Source organism: Flavobacterium sp. 90 (genome assembly GCF_004339525.1).
Classification (GTDB): domain Bacteria; phylum Bacteroidota; class Bacteroidia; order Flavobacteriales; family Flavobacteriaceae; genus Flavobacterium.
The window spans coordinates 5,927,984-5,951,634 of the sequence record NZ_SMGE01000001.1 but is presented as its reverse complement, the minus strand read 5'-3'; the positions used below and the strand labels follow the sequence as shown (position 1 = coordinate 5,951,634).

Genomic DNA, 23,651 nt, shown 5'->3' with positions numbered 1-23,651 from the left:
ATATGAAATTTCATTCTCACTTTATTTTTCGCTCGCCATTTTATAGTACTGAACAAAAAATTAATGAAACTAATTTTTTAGAAGCACTATATGTGGCATCGCCGGCATTTTATGAAGAATTTCGAAAACATCTTAATAAACCTATTACTGATAATAAAGAGCTAAAGAAAATCAATAATTCGTTGTACAAATATCAAAGTCGTGCAAGTAATCGTTGCACACCATTTGGTTTATTTGCAGGTTTGAGTATTGGTAATTGGTCTGACGAAAACAAGATTGAGCTTAATAAAGATTTAACCAAAACCCTGAATCGCAGAACTCGTTTAGACATGAATGTGCTTTTTTCGATTGCGCAGGAAATAACAAAACAATCTTTTATTAAACCTCATTTGAGATATTTTCCTAACGCAAGTATCTATTTTGTTGGAGATTGTTATCGTTATATCGAATATTATTATCTTAAGAATCGTCGTTTTCATAAATTAAATAAAGTTGATTATTCACCTTATCTGGACCTTATTTTAGAACAAAGCAAAAACGGATTAAATCAGGATGAACTGGTTCATTTATTGATTAATGACGAAATTAGTTTTGAGGAAGCCAATGATTTTGTTGAAGAAATTATTGCTTCTCAATTGCTTATAAATGAATTTGAGCCTACAATTACCGGAGAAGATTATTTCTCAAGATTACTCGAAAATCTGGACAATATCTTTAAAATAAATCCTGGTAATGAATTAAAGCATTTGATTAATTTACTCGATTCAGTCGATGAATTAATAGAATTTAATGACGCATCACTTTTCAATTCTATTGATACCTATAAAAGCATACATCAAAAATTAAAAATCATTTTACCGGAATTGAGCGAAACAAACTTGTTTCAAATTGATTTGTATAAAAAAGCTGAGACAGCAACTTTGAACAAAACAATACAGACACAATTACACAATGCGATTTCGTTTTTGAATAAAATTACGCCACCGGAAATAAATTCTGATCTCGAGAACTTTAAGACCAGATTTGAGGATTATTATGAAGGTAAAGAGATCCCGTTATTACTGGCATTAGATACCGAAACAGGCATTGGATATCCGCAAAAAGACAACAATGGTATTAATGATTTAATCGATACTATTTATGCAGATGTAACAAGCAAAGAACAGGATATAAAATGGGATTCGGTACAGCCACATTTACTGAAATTAATTATTAGCAGCATAAAAGAGCATAAAAAAGTTATTGAAATTAGCGAATCAGACTTTAAAGGAATCGATTTTTCAGATTCAGTATTGACTTCTTCTTATTCAATAATGTTCAAAGTACTTAATGCCGAAACTAATAAAATTGCGATTTCAGGTACAGGTAATAGCAGCGCCATAAATTTGTTAGGCAGGTTTGCGGGCGGCAGTAAAAAGCTGGAGAATATTTCTAAAGAAATTGCAGTATTTGAGCAACAACAAATGCCTGATAAAATCTTGGCAGAAATAGTTCATTTACCCGAAAGCAGAACTGGAAACGTTTTGTCGCGACCAGCTTTTCGTGATTATGAAATTCCGTATTTGGCTAAAAGTTCTGTTGATGATGAATTTCAGGTCAAAATGGAAGATTTAGTACTGAAATTAAAAGACGATAAAATTATTTTATTCGACAATCGTCTAAAAAAAGAAATTATTCCCCGTATGGGAAATGCGCACAATCACAGCAATAATAGTTTACCGGTTTATCATTTTTTAGGCGATTTACAAACTCAATATTTTACAAAGACAGCTTTAGGTTTCAATTGGGGAGTATTAACGAATCAATTTAGCTTTTTGCCAAGAGTCGAATATCAGAATTCAGTTTTAAGTCCGGCAACATGGCAATTAAATAAGTCTGATTTAGAACCATTTCAAAATAAAACCGCAACGAATATTGAAAAGCAAAAGCTCTTTTTTGATTTAAAAGAACGAATTGAATTGCCAAACAAGTTTTTAGTAATTGAATATGACAACGAATTATTGATTTCATGCGATAATCCAATTGCGGTTGACACCTTTATAGATATTGTAAAAAACAGAAATGAACTTACCATATTTGAATATTTATTCGAAAAAGATGCTGCATTAATAAAAGACACAGAAGGAGCAGAGTTCACAAACGAATGTATTGCTATTGTACTAAATGAAACTGCCAAAAAGGAATCGCCAAAAGTTATAGAAAAGAAAACTTTTGCAAGCAAACAAAGCTTTTCTATTGGTAGCGAATGGTTGTATTATAAAATTTATTGCGGTGTAAAAACAGCCGATTCTATTTTATCGGAAAAAATAAAATGCATAACCGAAAAACTTTTAAGTGAAAACAGTATTGATCAATGGTTTTTTATCAGATATGCGGATCCTGATATTCATCTGAGATTTAGATTGCATATTACTAATTTCGAAAAATATGGTGAAATATTACAGCTTATAAATGCAGAATTAGAACCATTATTAGACCAACATATTATATCTAAAATTCAAACTGATACGTACAAAAGAGAATTAGATCGATATGGAGATAATAGCATTGAACTTGCTGAACAATTATTTTTTAATGACAGCATATTTGTTACAGATATGCTGGAAATGATTGATGCTGATCATGGCGGAACAATTAGATGGCAAATGGCAATTCGGTCGGTTGATGAATTTTTGAATGATTTTAGATTGACATTAGAAGAAAAATATAATCTGATAGAAATGCTAAGTAATTCTTTTTTTAAAGAACACGGCGGAAAACAAGAGTTAAAAACAACTTTGAATCAGAAATTTAGAACATTACGAAGTCAATTAGAAGATATTCTGGATTCGAATAATGAAGAAGAAAAAGAATATTATCCTATTGTGGAATTACTTCAGATTCGGAGCCAATCTAATCGATTTTTAGTGGACGAGATTTTTAAATTAAGAGATCAAAATGAACTAAAAGTTAAACTGAATGGATTACTTTCAAGTTTGTTGCACATGAATTTAGACCGACTTTTTATGGGGCGCAATCGCACTAACGAGTTTGTAGTTTATGATTTGCTGGCGAGACATTACAAAGGTAAGTTAGCAAGATTAAAATTTGATTGTAAAACGTCTCTGATAGATTCTGAGCTTATGCAGTTGCGTTAAAAGTCAATGTCATTAAGTGAAGAAAAATATTTTAATGCTGTATTGAATGAATCTCTCGCAAAGTCACAAAGTCGCGAAGACTTAAAAGATGATGTAAATTTGGCGGCTCTGCGACTTTGCGCGAAATTTTTCTCGTCATAATCGTCTAAAAAAGCTTAGCTCAATGGCATTACGTTAAAGGTCAATGTCATTAAGTGAAGGGAAATATTTTAACGCTGTATTGAATGAATCTCTCGCAAAGTCACAAAGTCGCGAAGACTTAAAAGACGATGTAAATTTGGCGGCTCTGCGACTTTGCGCGAAATTTTTCTCGTCATAAGCGTCTAAAAAAGCTTAGTTCAATGGCATTGCGTTAAAAGTAAAAATTAATAAATGCCTTTCATTTTGGAAGGCGTATCATATCATTTTGATAAGAAAATATAAAGTATATAAAGATTTGGTTTTGTAATTATTTATTAGTCAGTAATTTGAGGTGTTTTGGAGCGTTTTGGCATAGCGTTTGTTTTTTATTGGTTGAAAATGAACTTATATAGCCCCAAAACACCATCAAATTATTAGAAATATGAAAGCAAACAAAACAAGAAACCAAGAGATTACGAAACTTTATATGTCAAATAAATCACTGAAGAATAAAGACAGAACCATCAACTTAATGGTATTTTCTATTGTCTTCTTTATTGCTGTTTTGCTAATCTCTCAAATAGTTTAGTTAATATTTATTTTAGTTTGTTTCAGAATGATAAAATTTTATTATTTTGGCAAAAACTTTGACAATATAATTTACTAAACCGAATTTAACCAAACCATTATGAAAATTATAAACCCTATTATTGATCCTAGAATCAACCTAACGTCGAAAAAAAGTTTGTTCTCAAGTTTATTTCAGAACAAAACAGAAGAACCGGTTAATGCTGCAATAGAAAAGCCAAATAAAGAAGTTCGTAAGAATAAATAAAATAAAAAAAACTCCAAAGTAATTTGATTTTGGAGTTTTTTTTGGTTTAAAAATTAAATATTTATCTATTGAAAATAGTAACCGAATAGAAGAACTATGGATCAATGCAAAAACCTGTGTAGAAACATAAAAATATTTTTATAGGTTAATCATTTTAAAGGCAAAGTTCGCAAAGCTATATTGATAAAGCTTTGCGAACTTTGCCTTTAATAAGCTTAATCTATAACAAGAAACCTTTGCGTGCTTTGCGGTTAAAATCATCCTTAATTTTTATAGCTCGACAGGTTTTCGTGTTGATCCAGAACTATAATAAAATGAAGGTTTGTTTTTTATAACTTTGTAAAATGCAAAACAAAATCACACGCTCAGTTTCAGAATTCAATACTGAATTAAAATTAAAGGGTTTTAATGTTTTTCAAATAGAAAGCGATGGCAATGCGACACGTAATTATAGCCGCAAAGACTTTTATAAAATCTGTTTGACTACCGGAGAAAGTATTATACATTATGCCGATAAAAGTTTTAATGCAGAAGGAACTGTTCTGTTCTTTGGTAATCCGCATATTCCGTATTCATGGGAAACACTCTCAACAAGTTATGTTGGATATACTTGTTTGTTTTCTGAAGAATTTTTAAAATCGGATCGTTCCGAAAGTTTACAGCATTCGCCATTATTTAAAATAGGAGGCACGCCTATATTGAAAATAACCGTAGAACAAAGAGATTTTTTGAATACACTTTTTCAGAAAATGATAACCGAACAACAAACAGATTATGCTTTCAAAGATGATTTAATCCGAAACTATATTAATTTAATAATTCATGAGGCTTTAAAAATGCAGCCTTCAGAAAATTATACGAATATCAATAATGCTCAATCCCGAATTACATCTGTTTTCTTAGAACTATTAGAGAGACAATTTCCTATTGAGACTAGCGAAAGACCACTTGAATTAAAAACAGCACAAGATTATTCAAATGCATTATCACTGCATGTAAATTATCTAAATCGCGCAGTAAAAGCTGTTACAGGAAAATCTACTACAACACATATTTCTGAACGCATTATTGGCGAAGCAAAGGCGCTTTTGCAGCATACAGACTGGAATGTTGCCGAAATAGCGTATGCTTTGGGATTTGAATATCCTTCTTATTTCAATAATTTCTTTAAGAAAAACACAGGAACAAATCCTAAAAGCTACCGTTTGGATTTGGTTTGAAATTCTTAACTATCGGTTTGATTCTTATTACCCTTTAAATCCGGTTTCCCAATAATTTTGTATTCACAATAAATGCAAAGTAATATGGAAACTACAACTATTTTTACAAGAGATAAATCTGGCGAAACAATTCAGCTTAATGATCCTGAATATCCTGAATTATTTAAGATTATTAAAAAAGCTATTCGTACAACTGCAAAACTCAATGCAATTGTAACAGATGAAATACAGGAAATCAATGCTATTTTCAGCGAATTAATTGGTAAGAAAGTAGATGATACTTTTTTTGTAATTCCACCTTTCTATTCTGATTTTGGAGAAAATATTACTATCGGAAAAAATGTATTTGTAAATCACGCCTGTACTTTTATGGACAGAGGCGGAATTACACTTGAAGATAATGTTCTCATTGGTCCAAAGGTAAATCTTATCACAACAAATCATCCCATTAATCCTGTCGAAAGAAGAGCAACAATTTCGATGCCTATAGTAATAAAAAAAGGAGCCTGGATAGGAGCAGGAGCAACAATACTTCCGGGAGTTACAATTGGTATAAATTCTATAGTTGCTGCAGGCGCTGTAGTTTCCAGAAACGTTCCCGATAATACTATTGTGGGAGGAATTCCGGCTAAAATAATCAAATCTATTTCTGAAAATCAGTATTAATATTCAACGAAAATAAAATGAAAAGAATTTCAATTATAATAATTATGTCCCTTATGTTATGTGCGAGCGCTTTTGCACAAAAAGGCAAAAAAGATCAAACAAAAATGAAACAAATTACATCAAAAGAATTTACAACTTTTAAAGTAAGTGATAATGTCAAAATGTATAAAGTTACTTTTAAAAACCAATATAATTTAGAAGTTGCAGGACATCTTTTTATTGCAGACAACATTAATCAAAATGAAAAAAATCCTGCAATTATCGTAGGACATCCAATGGGAGCGGTAAAAGAGCAAAGTGCAGATTTGTATGCAGCAAACATGGCAGAACGTGGATTTGTAACTCTGGCAATTGATTTGTCTTTTTGGGGAGAAAGTGCGGGCGAACCCCGTAATGCAGTTCTTCCGGACATGTATGCAGAAGATTTTAGTGCGGCGGTTGATTTCTTGGGAACACGTCAGTTTGTAAACAGAAATAATATTGGTATTATTGGAATTTGCGGCAGCGGAAGTTTTGTTATAAGTGCTGCCAAAATTGATCCAAGATTAAAAGCTATTGCAACGGTGAGTATGTATGATATGGGATCAGCAAATCGTAATTTATTGAATCATTCGCAGACACTCGAAGAACGAAAAAAAATTATTGCTGCAGCCGCAGAACAACGTTATGCCGAATTTAACGGAGGCGAAACAAAATACACCAGTGGAACCGTACATAAATTAGATGAAAATACACATCCAATTCAACGTGAGTTTTATGATTTCTATCGCACGCCAAGAGGTGAATTTACTCCCAAAGGAGGATCGCCGGAAACTACAACTCATCCAACTTTGAGCAGTAATACTAAGTTTATGAATTTTTATCCTTTTAATGATATCGAGACAATTTCGCCACGACCATTACTTTTTATTACAGGAGACAAAGCCCATTCAAAAGAATTTAGTGAAGACGCGTACAAACGTGCAGCAGAACCAAAAGAATTATATTATGTTCCGGGTGCGGGTCACGTTGATCTTTATGATAGAACAGAATTAATTCCGTTTGATAAATTACAAAGCTTCTTTGTAAAATATTTAAAAGAATAACATAATTAGAAAACTCCAAAATCAAATGACTTTGGAGTTTTTTTAATTTATAAAATTATTTCTTTGCGTATTGCCAGAATCTGCCTTTTCCTTCCGCTATCCATTCCAGAGATTGTTCAATTCGTTTTTGTCTTGTAGCGTCTGTTTTTGCATCAATTATCCAAACTAAATAATCTTTGCGATAAGAATCTGATTTCGATTCCCAAACCTCTTTTGCTTTTGTATTTGCTTTAAGCGCTTCTGTTAAATACTCAGGCGTTTCAATCACTTTTGGTTTGTCAGATACGGGCTTTTCTTTTTTGATTCCATTCTCATTAATTGTCATTGCTTCTTTAAGGAGTGAAACCAAAACTTCCTTTGATGGTAATTCAGATACAGATTTCAGTTTATCCATATAGCCAAATTTCTTTCCGGCTTTTACACTTTCTGCGATTTCTTTGTCTTTTAGGAACTCTGCTTTATAAAGACTGAAAGAACAATGATTTTTGAAACCTGCAATCATACATAAATGGTCGCCTTTGTAAGAGTAATGAGGAGTTCCCCATTTAATATCTTCCACTGCATCCGGACAGGTTTCATGAATAATTTGTCGTAAATATTCCAGGATTGCCTTTGCAAAGTCTTCCGATTTTGCAATATATTCGTCTACTTTTGAATTTAATTGTGCCATTTTAATTGTGTTTTGAGAATGGGAAATCTGAAGCTAAAGATAATTGCTATTTTTAAGTTTTTCAAAATTATCATATTAATAAATACAAAATCGCATTGATATCCAGATAGTTTGATTCAACGCTTAAGTTTATTTTAAGTTATCGGGACGTTACAAGCTGATAAAAATGTGAGGTATTTAGTTTACTTATGTTACAATTTATATATTGTTTAGGTCTAATTCGTTCTTTTTCAGTTTTGTACTATTAAAATTAATATATTTACACCAACAAATAATTATTTAAGATGCAAGAAGGTACAGTAAAATTCTTCAATGAAGAAAAAGGTTTTGGTTTTATTACACCAAAAAATGGTGGAAGTGAAATTTTTGTTCATGTTTCAGGTTTATCAGAAAATATACGTGAGAACGATGAAGTACGTTACGACGTAGCAGAAGGTAAAAAAGGACCTAATGCTGTAAATGTTGTGGTAGCCTAATACATTAGGACAAAGAAAAAAAGCACCTGTCGAAAAACAGGTGCTTTTTTTTTGGAAAAAATATTTAGAGATATTTAGTTCTTATAATGGATTATTTAAGAACTTGATCGTATTCAAATCAATTGTATAAGGTTCCTGAACATCCATTTCGTATGTTACTTCGATTTCATTTTCAGATACAAATTCTATTGTTTTAGCGCATCCATGAGCACAGGATTCCACAATAATAGGAAAGTACAATTTTTTGTTTTTGTCGTATGCTATAACGTTATTTCGAAAATAAGTGACAATTTTGAAAGATTCATTTTCGGTAACCTGGTCTTTATCATATTCGCCATTAAATTTAAATAAATCTTCAGAATAGTACGTGCTTGTTATAATATCAGGTGATTTTCCGTTTTTTGAAGCATTATCTGAATACCATTTTTGCTCAAAATTCGTATAATAATTAATATCTTTTTCTTTTCCGGTTGGTTTGTAAATCCATTTACTTTGATTTGCAAACTCATATAATTCTTTCTTGATTTCAGGGTTAGAATCCAGGGTTTTACTTTCTTCGAAAGCACCATCAACTGTTTCTGTTTCTCTGGATCTTACTGTATTTTCTCCAATATATTCTAATGTATAGAATTTAAGAGTATTCATGTTTAACATTATAAAACTCAAATACAAACTATGATCTCCATTGCCCATTGGAGATTTCATTACTGCAAATAGAAAATAATCTACATCTTGAATCTTCTTTCTTAAAAAAAGTTGAGGATCGATATTGACCATGCAATATTCAATTTTTAATAAGGTATCTGCTTGAATTAATTTTAAAATTTCTTTGTTTTTTTTAAATTTTGAAACTATCAGCGTAATTTTATCTCCGGAAAACAAAAATTTATCATCGTCGGTTGCTGTGTCTTCGTTACCTGATATTTTAATTATTTCGGAATTATCGGAATTAGCAATAGAAAATATCGTCGACATTTTAAGACTTGTATCTATTTTGGTACTATCTTTTTTAATGGTTGTATTTGCTTTATTATTAGCTGATTTTTCATCATTCTTGCAAGAAGATAAAGTAATAATAGATAGAAGAATAACGGCTAGTTGGTTTTTAATTGTTTTCAATTAATTGTCAGTTTTTGGTTGGTTGAAAGATAAAATTTATTTTATGATTTAAAAATAAAGTAGCCAAAGTCTTTTTAAAATTATTGCTTTAATCTTTTGGAGTTGAGAAATAAAATTTCCTAGTTTTACTTAAAAACAAATCGTGGTAAAAAAAGTACTATTCCTATTTCTTATTTCAATTCTTATAGCATCATGCAAAGAAGAAAAGAAAGAAGCTGTTAATAAAAATATCCCCAAAGAAACTCAGAAAATTGTCAAAGATAAAACGGAACCAGTAATTAACGAGCAGTTAACTGATTTTGTTGGATTATATGAATATAAAAATGTTGATAATCCAAAGGAAAGTCTCTTTTTGGTTTTAGAAAAAGTTGATCCTAAAAGCATTCCTAATTTTGAAGGATATTCATGGAAAGAAAATAATGAAAATAGAGAAGAAGTTGAGAAAACATTAGCAGGATTGCTTTATGGCAATACAGATTTGTTTGATGATGTTAGAGAAGGTTATGCGCCTGGCTTTTTTGTTGCCAATGTACAAGTTGAACCATTTCATAATAATGCATTGAGAGTAAGTATCGATGGAGATTCTTCGGTTATTTTCGAAAATCCTATTCCATTAACTATTAAATCAAGTAAAGAAGCTTTAGCAAAAGGAAATAAAATATGGGAAGTTACAGAAATGGATATTTCCAGAAATTTAACTTTCGAAATAAAAAATTCTGATGAATTAATACTGAAATCTGATCTTGGTTCTGACGATATAACATTCAGTAAGACAAAATAATAGTAAGAGAATTAAAATATGAACGAACAACTTACTGAAATCATAAGGCAGGTTTATCAGAAGAAAAACAGAAATCTTTTTACGTTTTTAACCGGAGCCGGAATTTCGGCAGAAAGCGGTATTCCAACTTATAGAGGAGTTGACGGAATCTGGGTAAAAGGAACTAAATTTCATAAACCGGAAGAATTTGGAACGTTTAAATATTTTAAGGAAAATCCCGAAGAAGTCTGGCAATATTCTCTTTTCAGAAAAAAAATGTTCGAAAATGCGCAGACCAATAAAAGCCATCACGAAATAGCTGCAATCGAAAATCTTTTGCAAGATAGATTTCATCTCATAACTCAAAACATAGACAATCTGCACAGACGTTCCGGAGTAGAAAGAATATACGAAATACACGGCAATAACAGAGAAATTAAATGTTCGAATGGCTGTAAAGAAATAGAGTTTCTTCCCGCTGAAATCAAAGGCAAAGACATAGATGAAGATCTAAACGAAAAAGATATCGAATTACTGAAATGCAAAGAATGCGGAAGTTGGATGAGACCCAATATTTTGTGGTTTGATGAGTATTATGACGAAAAGACAAACAAAAAATTCAGTGCTTTAAAAATAGCTAAAAACTCAGGAATTCTTTTTATTGTAGGAACATCGGGAGCAACAAATTTGCCAATGGCAATTGCAGAAACAACCTTAAAATATGGAGGAACAATTGTTGATATTAATACCGAAGATAATTTATTTACGGCGCTTATTAAAGACAAGAAAAATAAAATTATCATTCGCGAAACTTCAACCGAAGCCTTAAAAACAATTCGGGAAATATTAGAAGATATAACAAAAGAATAATCTGTTTTAAGAGTAAAATTTATGTGCAAAACCGAAAAAGAAATTAAGCTTTGTACTTGTTTTCCAGCTACTATGGATAAGATTGTGCATCACAAAAATTCCAGAAAATCCAAAAATAAAAAGCGTAATGAATTTACCTGGACATTAGAAAAATGTTTGGGTCCAAGTAAGTACACAATGGACGGAATGGGGTATATGCCGGACAAAGTTTTATCAGAAGATTTGACAAATGAAAGAATGCTTATTGATCTAAACAGTAAAAATTGTTTCGATTTTGATTATCAACCAAATGAAGGAGATAATCTTGAAATTTTTACTCCTGAAAATCTTAATAAAAGACATTTATCTTTTGTGTTTAGAAATGGAGAATGGATAGCTGAGTGGTATTTGCCTTTTAAGTATGAAATGGAAAAAATAAATTACGGAATTGTAAGTTTTGAATAGTTTAATCGCAACTCAAACCATACAAATCTAATCCGCCCAAAAGTATGGTTTTAAATTCATTCTTTTTTTGCTGAATAAGAGCTCTTCTTTCAGGGAATTTACATTTTGAAAGTTTTGAATTTTTTCCCCATAAAAAATCATCATTATAGACAAAATATGCCGGACCAATATTAGCAAAAACTTTTACTCTTGTAGGATCGGTATCGCTGTATCTATAGACCAAACTATCATCCATTTTTTGGATTTTATTTTGAACGGCAAAATAGTTCTTTCCGTAAGTTAGTTTTAATGGTTTAATAGAGCAGAGAAGAGGTTTACCATTTTTGGCGGTATCAAAATTTTTAAAAGTCAAACCAATAAAATTTTCTCTGCAATCGTCGATTCTGCAAACGACTTCATCGACAGTTACTTCTGCAAATCCTTTAGTTCCGTAAACATAATATTTAGGTTCGATAATTTTCTTAATTTCCTTTTCTAATTCTTTACTTTTAATAAGCTGAACGATTCCTAAAGTATCATAATACTCAAATTTTCTTACGTTTAAAGATGCATGTTTGTAAAAATCATTCTCTAAAGAATCAGTTTCGTTGATTTTAGTATAGATTTTTTGATATTCACCATTTTTATCAGAATCAAACATTTCTACCACTATTGCTGTTGTATTATGTGCCAGATTATAGACAGGATAAATCGTGTTATCTGCAATTTCTGCTTCTAGTTGTTTCGTATCGTTTGCTACTTCTTTTGATGAAATATCCTTGACTTTGCTGTTCTTTTCTTTACAGGAAATGAATAAGGAAAATGAAAAAGCAATAAAACAAATCAGCGTATTTTTAAGCATTATCGTTGGTTATATTTTGGTTATGGTTAATCCAAATATACAGAAGTATTTAATAAAAAAAAGATCAGTTTTGTAAAAGCTGAAAATTTTGTTATTTGTGTCGTTAGACACTAGATATTGGTAGAAAACATGAATTAGAATAAATTTAGCGTGCCGTAGGTACGCAATAGTTATTATTTTGTTGCGTACCTACGGCACGCCAGTGAATTTTGAACTATAATGATTACCAATATTGAGTGCCTAATGGCACATTTGAATACTTGATTTACATTAATTACAATTTGTGTCGTTAGACACTAGATATTGGTAGAAAACATGAATTAGAATAAATTTAGCGTGCCGTAGGTACGCAATAGTTATTATTTTGTTGCGTACCTACGGCACGCCAGTGAATTTTGAACTATAATGATTACCAATATTGAGTGCCTAATGGCACATTTCAACTCTTGATTTTTATTAGGAATAAAAAGGATATGCAAACAAGAATATAGTGTAGTACTAATATTTTCGTTTGCATATCCAAAATAAAAAGAAAACTTACAGAGCAGTAATTTTTACCGAACTGGCTTTATCATTAAAACTTCCTAAACAGCTATTATTTCCTGTTATTACAACAGATTCTCCGCCATAATTATCATTTTGATACATGGTGATTTTGTACCCGTTTTCTAATCGAACAGATGATAAATCATCATTTACAATACCATAAGATTTTAGCTGAGCCAATGTATAATTACCAACTGGCAGAGCGATTGCATAACCTGTATAATTGCAATTTTGGTATAGCGTTACAATCCCTCCAGCCGAAGCATTGTATTTATTATCCGTATAAGTGCGGGAAAGATTGCCTACACCATCAAAATAATTATCGGCTAGTTTTGCAGGATCTGTTGCAAATTCTCCACCTTGTACAATCGCATCATTTCCGTCATTCCAAGCCCACGGAGCGTTTGCACCACCGGTTTTAAAGTCATTTCCTGTAAATCCTCCACCTGGACTAGAAAACAATTGTGTATTAAAACGTTGATCCCATAATCCGCCGCTTTCAAAAATATCAACAAGTTTATATTCCACATAATTATCATAATTGTCAGCTGGTATTTGAGCCACTCCGCTTGCCGATGGATAATAGATAATCCCGTCTCCGTCAATATCGTGCTGCGGCCACGCTTTAAGGCTATGTCCTTTTGCATCTTGTGCCGTAATAGGATGTAATTCTCCGTTAAAATCTCTCATTTGCAGAGTTCCGTCAACACTTTCCAATCCGCTTACAAAAGTACTTCCGGATGGAACATACGAAAAGAAATCAGAATGACTTACCGTAACCGCACCTTTTAAAGTTCCATAAGTTGAACCATTTTTTTCTACAATCATTAATACACCTTCCATATCATTTTCGTGTTGGTCTAATGAGTACAAAAGCGGATTATCTGTCCAATCTCTTGGAGAGAAAAAAGCATACGTAATGAACCAATGCGTGTTTGATTCTACTACAGAATAGTAACAATGCGCCGCTAAAGAATTGGCAAAAGCCGGAAGATTGTTCCAGTTGTTTTCGCCATTCCAGTCATTGTCATAATTAATAGCCGTAAGATAATCAGATTTTCCACCTTCAGAATACGTTCCTGTAGCGTCTACATCTTTGTAATGAATAGGCGCCCATCTTCTTGCCAAATCAGAAGTTGCTGCTGAACTCATTTTCTTGAAACTTTTTTGCTCTTTTGCCACAGCGGTAGTTTCTGCTTCGTCCATTGTCGTGTCCTGACAAGAGATTGCAATTGCTGATAATGCAATAATTAAGACTTTACTTAAAATCTTTTTTGGATTCTGTTTTTTCATAATTCTAGGTTTAATGGTTTATAATAGATTTAAATACACTGATTTTTATACATTACGGATTAGCATTAGAAACTTTGTTTTTGAATTATAATTCTTACTAGTTATAAGTACTGTAAAAGAGAAATCGTACTATCTGGAGGGTATTATAATACGGTTAACAAAAAGTTAATAGGATTAAGATTATTTATTGCTTGCGAAGTCAGTAAAAGTGTTCAAGTATTTAAAGCAGATATCGCAGTTATAATGGCGTATGTAGATAAGTTATAACCGTGATATCAGGAAGATTAAGATATGTTACCGATAAATTAAATTATGGTTAACTGGTTGTGTTTGAGTTTATTTTAATGTAATTAATTCTCAAATTTACAGCAGTGTCAAAAAGCACAAACCAATTTATTCCCTTATAATAGTATTTTAATAAACGTGCAAAACTACCTTATACCTTCAGAGATTTCATGGCTTTCTTTCAACAACTGTATTTTGGATGAAGCAAATGATGCTAATAATGCATTATACGAACGAATCAAGTTTTTAGCGATTCATTCCTCAAATCTGGATGAGTTTTTCAGAGTTAAAATCAGAAAATTGCTGATCAAGAATTCAAAGAAAAACAAAGATTTGCTAGATAAAATTTTAGCCGAAATTAATCTTCAGCAAAATAGATTTGGTGCAATCTGGAACAATTCGATTGTGCCGGAATTAGCCGAAAATAATATTGTTTATTATGAAAATCAAGAGCTTTTAGAAGAACATTTACACGAGATCGAATATTATTTTAAAAGTATTATTTTGTCTTATATTCAGGTCATTTATATCGCAGTAAACCTTCCGAAAACTTATTTTTTAAACAATCGAAGTTTGTACTTTTTAGTAAAGCTAAAAGATACAGCGGGCAATTATCATTATGCTTATCTGAATATTCCATCGGATAAATTGGATCGATATAAAAAATTGCAAAGTCTGGGAGATACAGATTATATTATTTCGATTGATACTATTATAAAGAAATGTTTGTCTCTAATATTCCCAACCGGAAAAGTAGTTTCCTGCAATGCGATAAAGCTAAACAGAGACGAAAATTATCTGATAGAAGATGAAAATTCAGGAGATTTAATTGCAAAGATTGAAGCAAAAATTGAAGAACGAAAACGAGGTTCATCGACACGATTTCTGTATGATTATAATATGGATGCCGAAACAATTTCGGTATGTAAAAAAGCGTTCCGACTTCATACTAATGAAATGATAAAAGGAGGAAGTCATCACAATCTTTATGATTTATTTAGGTTTCCAAATCCTGTAAAACCAAATCTTCAGGGAGCAAATTATCCAGGTCTTCAACATTTGCCTTTCGAAAGCAATAAGTCGGTTTTTGAAATTATTGACAGACAAAATCAATTGCTTCATTTTCCCTATCAATCTTATTATTATGTACTTCAGTTTTTTAATCAGGCAGCAATTAACAGAAATGTTCTGGAGATAAAAATTACTTTATACCGTATTTCATCAGAATCGTTAATTGCAAATGCTCTGATAAGTGCCGCAAAAAACGGAAAAAAAGTAACTGTTTTTGTAGAAGTTAAAGCGCGATTTGATGAATATAATAATTTATTCTGGTCCAGAGAAATGAAAAATGCCGGAATAAAAATTATTCAAAGTATGCCGAATCTAAAGGTTCACGCCAAAGTTGCAATGGTGATAATGAAAGATAAATACGGAAACAAAAAACATTATAATTATATGTCAACGGGAAATTTTAATGAAAGTACCGCAAATATTTATTCTGATTTTGGATTTTTTACTTCGGAAAAAAGATATACAGACGATTTAAAAAAAGTCTTTACATTCTTAAAAAGCAAGAAGAAAACCGAAGCTCCAAAACATATTATGGCAGCAGGTTTTAATATGAAAGAGAAATTAATAGAATTAATAGACGATGAAATAAAAAACAAAAAAGACGGCAAAGAAGCTTATATCTTTCTAAAAGTAAACGGAGTTGACGAAAAGGATATTATCGATAAACTTATTGAAGCAAGCAAAGCCGGAGTTGATGTAATCATGATTGTACGCGGAATTTGCACGTTGTTACCGGGAATTAAAAATGTATCTGAAAACATCGAGATTTACCGTATTGTAGATATGTTTTTAGAACATTCGAGAATCTATAAGTTTGCTAATAATGGTCAGGAAAAAGTTTATTTGTCATCGGCAGATATGTTAAGTCGAAATTTAAACAGAAGAATAGAAGTTGCTTTCCCTATTTATGATCAAAGAAATATTGCAGAAATCAATAAGATTATTGAATTACAACTGGAAGATAACACAAAACGCAGAAGTATAAATAGCGAAGGAATTAACGAATTGGAAATTTTAAATTCAGAAATTCCGAGACGTGCTCAAACCGAAATTTACAATTGGATTGCTCAAAATAATAAAGAGGAATCTCAAGACTTTTAATCTGACGAAAAAAGCCTTTGCATTTGCAAAGGCTTTAATAAACAACAACAACTTGAAAATACTATTTTGTATATTTTTTTCTAAGAATATTTATTTCTTTTGGTCCAATTCCCATTTCTTGTTGCAGGAAACCTTCCACACTTCCGTATTGAGTTTTGATTCCTCCAAAAAACGAACGAATAAGTTCTGGTTTTAATGCCATTTCATTTTCGATTTGAGCTTCAGATAAACCGCTCATTTTTGCAAGTGGCGCCATCATTCCTTTATTCATTTTCTTCAGGTAGATATTTGATGCAACATAATCTTCTTCGATAGTTTTCTCAGGAACTTGTAAAACATACAAAAATAAAGCCGTTGCCATTCCGGTACGATCACGTCCGCCAGTGCAATGGTACATTACAGCTTCTTTTTTGTCTGCGGTCAATAATTTTACAAACAACGGACGGAATCTGTCACCACTATATTTTACAGCGTCGATTCCGTAAAATTTTTCAAGGAAACCACCTTCTTTCAAAAGTTTAACCATTTGCATCGCATTCGGAATACTATCGCTTCCTGCCGGACTTAAAGTATAATCAGTATTTTGAGGTAAGCGATCGGGAGCAGCTTTTGATTCGGCAACACCTCTAAAATCAACTACAGTATGAATCTTTTTTTTGTCTAAAAGTGCAATATCTTCGGGTGTTAATTTATCAATTGCGGCACTTCTGTATACTTTTCCCCAGACAACTTCTTTTCCATCAGTAGTTTTATATCCGCCAACATCTCTGAAATTTAAAGCGCCTTTTACAGGAACTAATCTTTTTATGCTGTCTGTAACCTGAGCATTTGCTAATGTTTGTACCAAAATAGCAGTCATAATTATCGTTTTTTTCATTTTGTTTTATAGTTAATTTATTTGTTTTTAAAAGATGTCATAACGTATTCCTGCTTGTCCACGGCTTCCATACCATTCTTGCGAAGTAACACGGCGTTTATCATTCCCCATGTACATTTTTACAGGAGAATCACTTAAATTATTCAACTCAACAAATACCTTGAATTTTTTGTTGATGTTAAACGTTGCCGAAGCATCAATTGTAAAGTTAGAATCTGTCCAGATGTAGTAATCAGGACCTAATTGCTGATTAATTGTTTCGACTGAATTTCCGCGGTAGTTTCCTGCAAGACGGAACATTACACCATTTCTTTCGTAGAAAAGAATTGCATTAAATAAGTTTTTGGATTGGTTTGGTAAACTTGTTTTATCATTATAAACAGTGGTTCCGCTAACACGAGGCACTTCTGTTTTCGAATCTAAATAAGTGTAGTTAAATTCTACTCCAAAACCACTCCAGAATCCGTTAAGGAAATCAAACCTTTTATTGATTCCGGCTTCAAAGCCAAATAAAGAAGCTTTGTTTAAGTTTTTTGCCTGAGTAACTAAATAATCACTTCCATCAATATTTTGCATGCTTACATCAGTAAATACAACATCTGTAATGTTTTTGTAAAATGCACCTCCGGATAAAATTCCAACATTGTCAAAATAATATTCGCCCATTAAATCATAATTGTTACTGAACGTAGGTTTTAGATCCGGATTTCCTTGCGTAATAGTTTGCGGAGACGATGTAGTATTTGTCGAACTTCCCGGCGTCATGTCTCCAAAATTCGGACGAACAAATGTGCGTGTATAAGCGCCACGAAGATTTGCTTTTTCGTTTAGTTTATATTTCAAATGCAACATTGGCAGAAACGAATTATAATTATTTTCAACCACAGATGGACTTAAAGTAATAACCGCCGGAGTTCCTTGTGTAGTTGCTTTAGTTCCGTTCAAAGTCATAGAAGTATATTCGTTACGTAAACCTCCAACGATTTTAAAATTCTCTGTAGCATCGATTTCAGCCATTGCATAACCTGCAATTACATTTTCATCACCGGTATAGAAAGCCGTTGCATTTGTTTTGGATGTAAAATCCATAAATCCGTTAGCCTTTTGAAAAGATGCTCCGTACATATCAAACAATTGATCTTTGGTCAATGGATTTACAATAAACTGACTGAAATCGCCATTCATGTTTCCGAAGAACTTGCTTCCGCTAGGAAAATTTGTTGTTTGTAAATTTGAAAGTGGTACTAAAGCCGGTGAATTTGGAATTCCGACCGCTGCTCCAGGCAGATATACATAATTAGATCCGTAAGTGTTTGTTCTGTCTTTATGACGATATTTTCCACCAAACTTCAAATTGACTTTAGAACTGGCTTCAACTTTTAAGTTAATTTGTCCAATTTGGTCTCTTTCACTATTGTTAAGCTGCGCAATTACCAATTGGTTTAGTAATAATTTTGATGGATCCATTACTTCATTTGGATTTGCAATTCCCGTTTCAAAATGATCTACTGTTCCACCAACTCCGTTTGGAGAGTCAAATCCCCAATAGCGTTTTCCATCGCTTGAAAGATCATTAAAACCACCCGTAATCTTTTGACGGAATGTCGCAATAGGAAGTCCTTTATTGCCAGAAGTTGGAGGAGTATCCAGATAATATTCGGATTTATGATTGCTGTAACTCCAGTCTAGTTTGAATTTTTCGCTCATTTGATGTTCTCCGCCAATTTCAAAACCATTCAAAGCAGTTTGATAATGAGAATATCTGTAATTGTATTGAAAACGAGAATTGGTATAATCGATATAAGATTCATAAACAGGACGAACATCATCAAATTTATTAGCCATTCCTCTAAAGAATATTTTATCAGAAGGCGTCAATTTATATTCGGCACCAACGTTTAATCCTTTAGTTTCACGTTCTCCCATATAGCGTTTAAAAAGTACTGTATTAAGAGATTTTTTTTGCTCAACAATAGTTGCACCGGTATTATAAGTTGCAGCAAACTCATCAGATCCCCATTGTCTGCTCCAGATTGCTCCGGAAACAATTACGCCAAGTTTATTATTAAAGAATCTATCTCCATAAGTTACAGATCCGTTGTAAGTACCGTTTTCGCTAAATGTATTGTAACCGCCTGCAGCACTAATATTCAAAACACGTTTTGTTGGCGCATTGCGCGTAATAAAATTGATCGATCCGCCAATTGCATCTCCTTCCATATCTGGAGTAATCGCTTTTGAAACCTGTACATATTGAATCATTTCAGATGGAACAGCATCCAAAACAGAAGAACGATTTCCCATAACATTCGAACTCGGAAGACGATTTCCATTAAATAGAGTAGAAGTCCACGCAAAAGGAGTTCCTCTCACGGTTGCCTGATCTGCTTCGCCATGATAACGCGCAACGGCAACACCTTGCATGCGTTGTACAGCTTCGGCAGCATTACGATCCGGCAGTTTTCCTATTGCATCTGCCGCCATTACATCCATAATAGCAAGTGAATTTTTCTTGATGCTGTACGCTTTTGCCTGAGACGGCGCCATTGTTCCTTTAACCACAATTTCTTTCAGTGAACTTGAACCATCTGGCGACATTTGAATCAAACCAAGATCATTGATTCCTTTTACAAGATTTATCGTTAGAGATTTTGTTTCAAAGCCTATATAACTAATCTCAATAGTAACTTCTCCTTCAGCAGGTGCAGTAAGGGTAAAAGCACCTTGTAAATCTGAAATTGCCGAATTATTAAATGTTTTACCAGCAATGTTGGCTGTAGGTAATGTTCCTGCATCACTGGTAATAACTCCTTTTATAGTTTGTGCATAATTTGATGTTACGGAACAAACTGTAAGTAGGGTGGTGAAAAGTATTTTTTTAAATATCTTTTCCTTTTTAAACAAAGATTTTAAAATAATGGTAGGTGTCATGTTTTATAGTTTTTTTGCAAAGATTGCTGCGATTTAAACTACGAAACGACTTTATCGAACCAGAACTACTTTTATCAAGTGTCAATCTTTTGATTTGTGATTAAGTTGTTGATTTTTAGGTGTTTAATTCTTGTTATTAAATTGTTATGAATCAATTGTTTTGCATTTACTAAACATTAATTTAACAGCGTCATGGTACTTTAGCACAAAGATTTTAAGATGAAATATATTATTGCCATTGGGATATTTCAGGCATTATTAGCCGTAGTATTACTTTTAAGAAGCAGGTTACGAAAAAACGCCGATGATTTGCTAATATCATTAGTAGTTTGCATAGGATTACATCTCTCGATTAAGTTTTTCATTTTTACTTTTGTCGAGGACCAGCAGGTTCTTAATATGCTCAATACTTTTATCGGGTTTTGTTATATTCCGTTATTGTATCTCTATACCTTAAAAACCATTCGCCCTGAATTTGTCAGCGCTTCAAAGTGGTATCTTTTTATTCCGTTTATTATTGGTGCGATTGGCTATTTTTCTACGGTTTGTGTGTTGACGGTTACATCTCCAAAAGCCTATTTGGTTTTGTATTGGTACAATACTATTAGCCTTTATACATTACTTCCGTTGGATATTATTTTTTCGTGCGGAATCATTTATTTGGCTATAAATAAGCTGCCAAGAAATAGTCAGGAAAAAAAACTGATCGTTCAGCTTGCTTCTCTTTTTTTATCGATCGGGATATTAAGCGTTTTATTTTTAATCTTTAGCTCTTCATTTTTTTCTCTAAATTACCTGAGCAGATCTATAATTTATACCATACTTGTTATAATTACGATTAGAATAATTACTTATAAATATGGAGTATTGGTTGATCCTGTTTCAACTACTATAAATAATGAAATGTTTTTAAGCACAGCTAATTATAATGTATCCGAAGAAATTAAGGACGAAATGAATTCAGCTCCAGAAAATAATTATGTACTGAATTCTCCAATTGAAAATATTCTGATTTTAGAAAAAGAAAAACCCGAGCCACAAAAGCGAAAGGAAATTTTAAGTCAAAGCGAGATGTTTAAAATATTGCTAAAACTTGAAAAAGCGATGGAAAAAGAGCAGTATTTTATGGAAAGTGAATTAACGCTTGACAAACTGGCAAAACTTACTATGATTAATAAATATCATATAAGCGAAACATTAAATCATTTCGTTAATAAGCCATTTTACACTTTTGTGAATGAATACAGAATTGAATATGTAAAAGAGAAATTGAGAAGTTTAACAGAAAAAAACAGCAGTATTAATATTCTTGATTTGGCTTATGAATCTGGTTTTAATTCTAAGTCATCTTTTAATAGATATTTTAAAGAAATTACCACTCATACACCCAGAGAATATATTAATTTAATTTCGACACCAATATTAGTTTCATAACAAGATTGGATTGTTTTCTATCTGTCTAAATTGGTTCTTTTGAAGTCTTATACTTTTTATTTGATGAAGACATTCATTAACGAGATTTTTTATTTCGAGGTAAGTGACATTATGAATTGAAGTAATAGAATTTTTCACCATTTCGATATAATTTTCGGCATCAATTAAATCTGTTTCAAGATTTTTCAGAATAGGTCTTTCGATATTTTTACTTTTTTTATAATAGTAAATGCAATTGTGAAGATCTTCAATTTGACCTCGCAAATCAAATACTGCATTTTTTGAAATAGCACGTCTGTAATAATTCGAAAATTCCAACGGATTCTCTTCGATCAATTTGTCAAAATCTTCAATTGCCTGAGAATGTTTATTTAATTTTTGAAGACACTTTGCTCTTAATTTAAAGACTTTTAAATCAAACCGGGAATTTAACGAATTATCAAAGTATAGTAAAGCTTCACTGAATTTGTTCGACAAATAAAGTTTCTTTCCTTTTTTTAAATTGACTACTTCCTGCGAAGTATTCGATTTAAAAAAAATAGTCTTAAGTTTTGCTTCCAAGTTGTTAAACCATTTCATACTATAAAAAATTAGATGGTTAGAATTTTACTGATGCAATTAAAAGAAATTTTTGGGATTTAAATTTAGTTGTTTTTTTTTAATTTGATAGTTTTTGTTTAAAATTAAATTTACAATTACTTTATAATTAATGTGTTAGTGAGAACTGAAATAAAGATTTTGGTCTCCGAAACTATTGGCAAATGCGCCGTACTACTACGATATTTTTAATTTGTATTGAATTTACTGCTGTTTAAGCGTTGGAATTTACTGTTGAAGATTCTGAGCTAATAGAATAATGAAGTGTAGGTAAAATAACTTAAAAAAATTATCGTTTTTTCTTTACAGGAAATAAATAAGAATAATGAAATGAAGAAGAGGATAAAAATTGCTCTTTGTATTGGATTTTTTTAGAATTGTTTGATTATTAATAGTTTTTCGAAGGATGTTTAATAACAACGTGTAATATGAGCCACTTTTCTAGAATAAAATGTTAAAAATATGTTTTTTATGTGATTTTTCTTAAAATTAATGACTATCTTTAATGTTATTAACCCGTTACAGGGATATAATTCGATCATTTATCGATTTTCAATAGCTTATATTTTATATAAACATTTGCAGATTTCTAAATTCTTGTCTTATGTTTTTGCACTATAAAATATACAGCAATGTCTTTAAAAAATAATAATTATCAAAGATCTATTTTTTTAGCAGATGACGATGATGATGATAGAATCATGTTTGTCGATGCCCTGCTTGAAGTAGACCAAAATGTAATCTTAACGCAGGCCGAAGATGGCAAGCAATTAATAGATATTCTTCAAACGCAGTCTGATTCTTTACCGGAAATCGTTTTTCTCGATATAAACATGCCAAAGCTTGATGGTTTTGGATGTTTGCAGGAAATAAAAAAAGATAGCAATTTGAAAAAATTATTTATAATAATGCTTTCTACCAGCAGTGATCCGCTAACTATTGATAAAGCACTTGAATATGGAGCATCATTTTATGCTGTAAAACCTAGTTCATTTAACGGACTAAAATCACTTATAAAACAAGTATTGCAGATGGACATGATTGCGCTCAGCGAAAGTAAAAAGCATTTTAGATTAATTTGATTTTTTATAAAACTTTAATTTTATAAATTATTACAACAAAAAAAATCTGCATAAACTACAGATTTTTTTTATTTTAAAATAAACATAAGCTATTCGGCGGTGACAATATTCAGTATCAACACAAAAACCTGTGGAGAAACATAAAATATTTTGTATTGACTAATTATTTTAACCGCAAAGTTCGCAAAGGT

19 protein-coding genes are annotated in these 23,651 nt (G+C 31.7%); 12 read left to right on the top strand and 7 right to left on the bottom strand.

All coding sequences use genetic code 11. The annotated features are described in order from the left end of the window. Positions 1 to 2 precede the first annotated feature (2 nt). The 5 genes from C8C83_RS24230 (at position 3) to C8C83_RS24215 (ending at position 7,063) form a co-directional block, all read left to right on the top strand. Positions 3 to 3,137: a lantibiotic dehydratase gene (locus C8C83_RS24230; RefSeq protein ID WP_132011938.1), complete on the top strand. Its 3,135-nt coding sequence runs from the start codon at positions 3 to 5 to the stop codon at positions 3,135 to 3,137. A gap of 808 nt (positions 3,138 to 3,945) precedes the next feature. Further along, positions 3,946 to 4,092 carry a hypothetical protein gene (locus C8C83_RS27290; protein WP_158598191.1) on the top strand — a complete coding sequence of 49 codons (147 nt, stop codon included), beginning with the start codon at positions 3,946 to 3,948 and terminating at the stop codon, positions 4,090 to 4,092. Positions 4,093 to 4,436: 344 nt separating this feature from the next. Next, positions 4,437 to 5,312, top strand: a complete 876-nt coding sequence (locus tag C8C83_RS24225; RefSeq protein WP_121331096.1) for a helix-turn-helix domain-containing protein — start codon at positions 4,437 to 4,439, stop codon at positions 5,310 to 5,312. Between the two features lie 84 nt (positions 5,313 to 5,396). Beyond that, the gene (locus tag C8C83_RS24220) at positions 5,397 to 5,978 is read left to right on the top strand and encodes a sugar O-acetyltransferase (RefSeq protein ID WP_199735327.1); all 582 of its coding nucleotides are present in this window, start codon (positions 5,397 to 5,399) and stop codon (positions 5,976 to 5,978) included. Between the two features lie 104 nt (positions 5,979 to 6,082). Further along, complete coding sequence (locus C8C83_RS24215; RefSeq protein WP_233566197.1) at positions 6,083 to 7,063, top strand: alpha/beta hydrolase; 981 nt, start codon at positions 6,083 to 6,085, stop codon at positions 7,061 to 7,063. Positions 7,064 to 7,118: 55 nt separating this feature from the next. On the opposite strand, the gene C8C83_RS24210 is transcribed toward C8C83_RS24215, so the two are convergent. Further along, positions 7,119 to 7,733, bottom strand: a complete 615-nt coding sequence (locus C8C83_RS24210) for a YdeI/OmpD-associated family protein (RefSeq protein ID WP_121331093.1) — start codon at positions 7,731 to 7,733, stop codon at positions 7,119 to 7,121. A gap of 284 nt (positions 7,734 to 8,017) precedes the next feature. Here C8C83_RS24210 and C8C83_RS24205 point away from each other — a divergent pair, with 284 nt between their 5' ends. Then, complete coding sequence (locus C8C83_RS24205; protein WP_056194237.1) at positions 8,018 to 8,209, top strand: cold-shock protein; 192 nt, start codon at positions 8,018 to 8,020, stop codon at positions 8,207 to 8,209. 81 nt (positions 8,210 to 8,290) lie between these two features. Here the strand turns inward: C8C83_RS24205 and C8C83_RS24200 are convergent, their stop codons facing one another. Further along, positions 8,291 to 9,328: a hypothetical protein gene (locus tag C8C83_RS24200; RefSeq protein ID WP_121331092.1), complete on the bottom strand. Its 1,038-nt coding sequence runs from the start codon at positions 9,326 to 9,328 to the stop codon at positions 8,291 to 8,293. Between the two features lie 142 nt (positions 9,329 to 9,470). On the opposite strand from C8C83_RS24200, the gene C8C83_RS24195 reads away from it, so the two are divergent. The 3 genes from C8C83_RS24195 to C8C83_RS24185 are packed head-to-tail and all read left to right on the top strand — an operon-like array spanning position 9,471 to position 11,402. Beyond that, positions 9,471 to 10,109, top strand: a complete 639-nt coding sequence (locus tag C8C83_RS24195; RefSeq protein WP_121331091.1) for a hypothetical protein — start codon at positions 9,471 to 9,473, stop codon at positions 10,107 to 10,109. An 18-nt stretch (positions 10,110 to 10,127) separates the two neighbouring features. Further along, positions 10,128 to 10,958: a Sir2 family NAD-dependent protein deacetylase gene (locus C8C83_RS24190; RefSeq protein ID WP_121331090.1), complete on the top strand. Its 831-nt coding sequence runs from the start codon at positions 10,128 to 10,130 to the stop codon at positions 10,956 to 10,958. A gap of 21 nt (positions 10,959 to 10,979) precedes the next feature. Beyond that, the gene (locus tag C8C83_RS24185) at positions 10,980 to 11,402 is read left to right on the top strand and encodes a hypothetical protein (protein WP_121331089.1); all 423 of its coding nucleotides are present in this window, start codon (positions 10,980 to 10,982) and stop codon (positions 11,400 to 11,402) included. 1 nt (position 11,403) lies between these two features. On the opposite strand, the gene C8C83_RS24180 is transcribed toward C8C83_RS24185, so the two are convergent. Beyond that, entirely contained in the window at positions 11,404 to 12,243 is an 840-nt protein-coding gene (locus C8C83_RS24180) for a hypothetical protein (RefSeq protein WP_121331088.1), read from the bottom strand. Positions 12,244 to 12,780: 537 nt separating this feature from the next. Continuing rightward, on the bottom strand, positions 12,781 to 14,082 hold the full coding sequence (locus tag C8C83_RS24175; protein ID WP_121331087.1) for a hypothetical protein: 1,302 nt from the start codon (positions 14,080 to 14,082) through the stop codon (positions 12,781 to 12,783). Between the two features lie 423 nt (positions 14,083 to 14,505). Between C8C83_RS24175 and ppk1 the strand changes: the two genes are divergently transcribed. Beyond that, on the top strand, positions 14,506 to 16,539 hold the full coding sequence (gene ppk1 / locus C8C83_RS24170; RefSeq protein WP_158598190.1) for a polyphosphate kinase 1: 2,034 nt from the start codon (positions 14,506 to 14,508) through the stop codon (positions 16,537 to 16,539). Between the two features lie 61 nt (positions 16,540 to 16,600). Here the strand turns inward: ppk1 and C8C83_RS24165 are convergent, their stop codons facing one another. Beyond that, positions 16,601 to 17,416: a tyrosine-protein phosphatase gene (locus tag C8C83_RS24165; protein ID WP_121331085.1), complete on the bottom strand. Its 816-nt coding sequence runs from the start codon at positions 17,414 to 17,416 to the stop codon at positions 16,601 to 16,603. A 27-nt stretch (positions 17,417 to 17,443) separates the two neighbouring features. Next, on the bottom strand, positions 17,444 to 20,347 hold the full coding sequence (locus C8C83_RS24160) for a TonB-dependent receptor (protein WP_121331084.1): 2,904 nt from the start codon (positions 20,345 to 20,347) through the stop codon (positions 17,444 to 17,446). Positions 20,348 to 20,566: 219 nt separating this feature from the next. On the opposite strand from C8C83_RS24160, the gene C8C83_RS24155 reads away from it, so the two are divergent. Then, positions 20,567 to 21,781 (top strand): helix-turn-helix domain-containing protein, encoded by a 1,215-nt coding sequence (locus tag C8C83_RS24155; RefSeq protein ID WP_121331083.1) that lies wholly within the window; start codon positions 20,567 to 20,569, stop codon positions 21,779 to 21,781. On the opposite strand, the gene C8C83_RS24150 is transcribed toward C8C83_RS24155, so the two are convergent. Further along, a complete protein-coding gene (locus C8C83_RS24150) occupies positions 21,776 to 22,360 on the bottom strand; it encodes a hypothetical protein (RefSeq protein WP_121331082.1) in 585 nt (194 codons plus the stop codon). The two genes, C8C83_RS24155 and C8C83_RS24150, sit on opposite strands and share 6 nt — an antisense overlap. A gap of 650 nt (positions 22,361 to 23,010) precedes the next feature. Here C8C83_RS24150 and C8C83_RS24145 point away from each other — a divergent pair. After that, complete coding sequence (locus tag C8C83_RS24145; protein WP_121331081.1) at positions 23,011 to 23,460, top strand: response regulator; 450 nt, start codon at positions 23,011 to 23,013, stop codon at positions 23,458 to 23,460. The last annotated feature ends 191 nt before the right edge of the window (positions 23,461 to 23,651 follow it).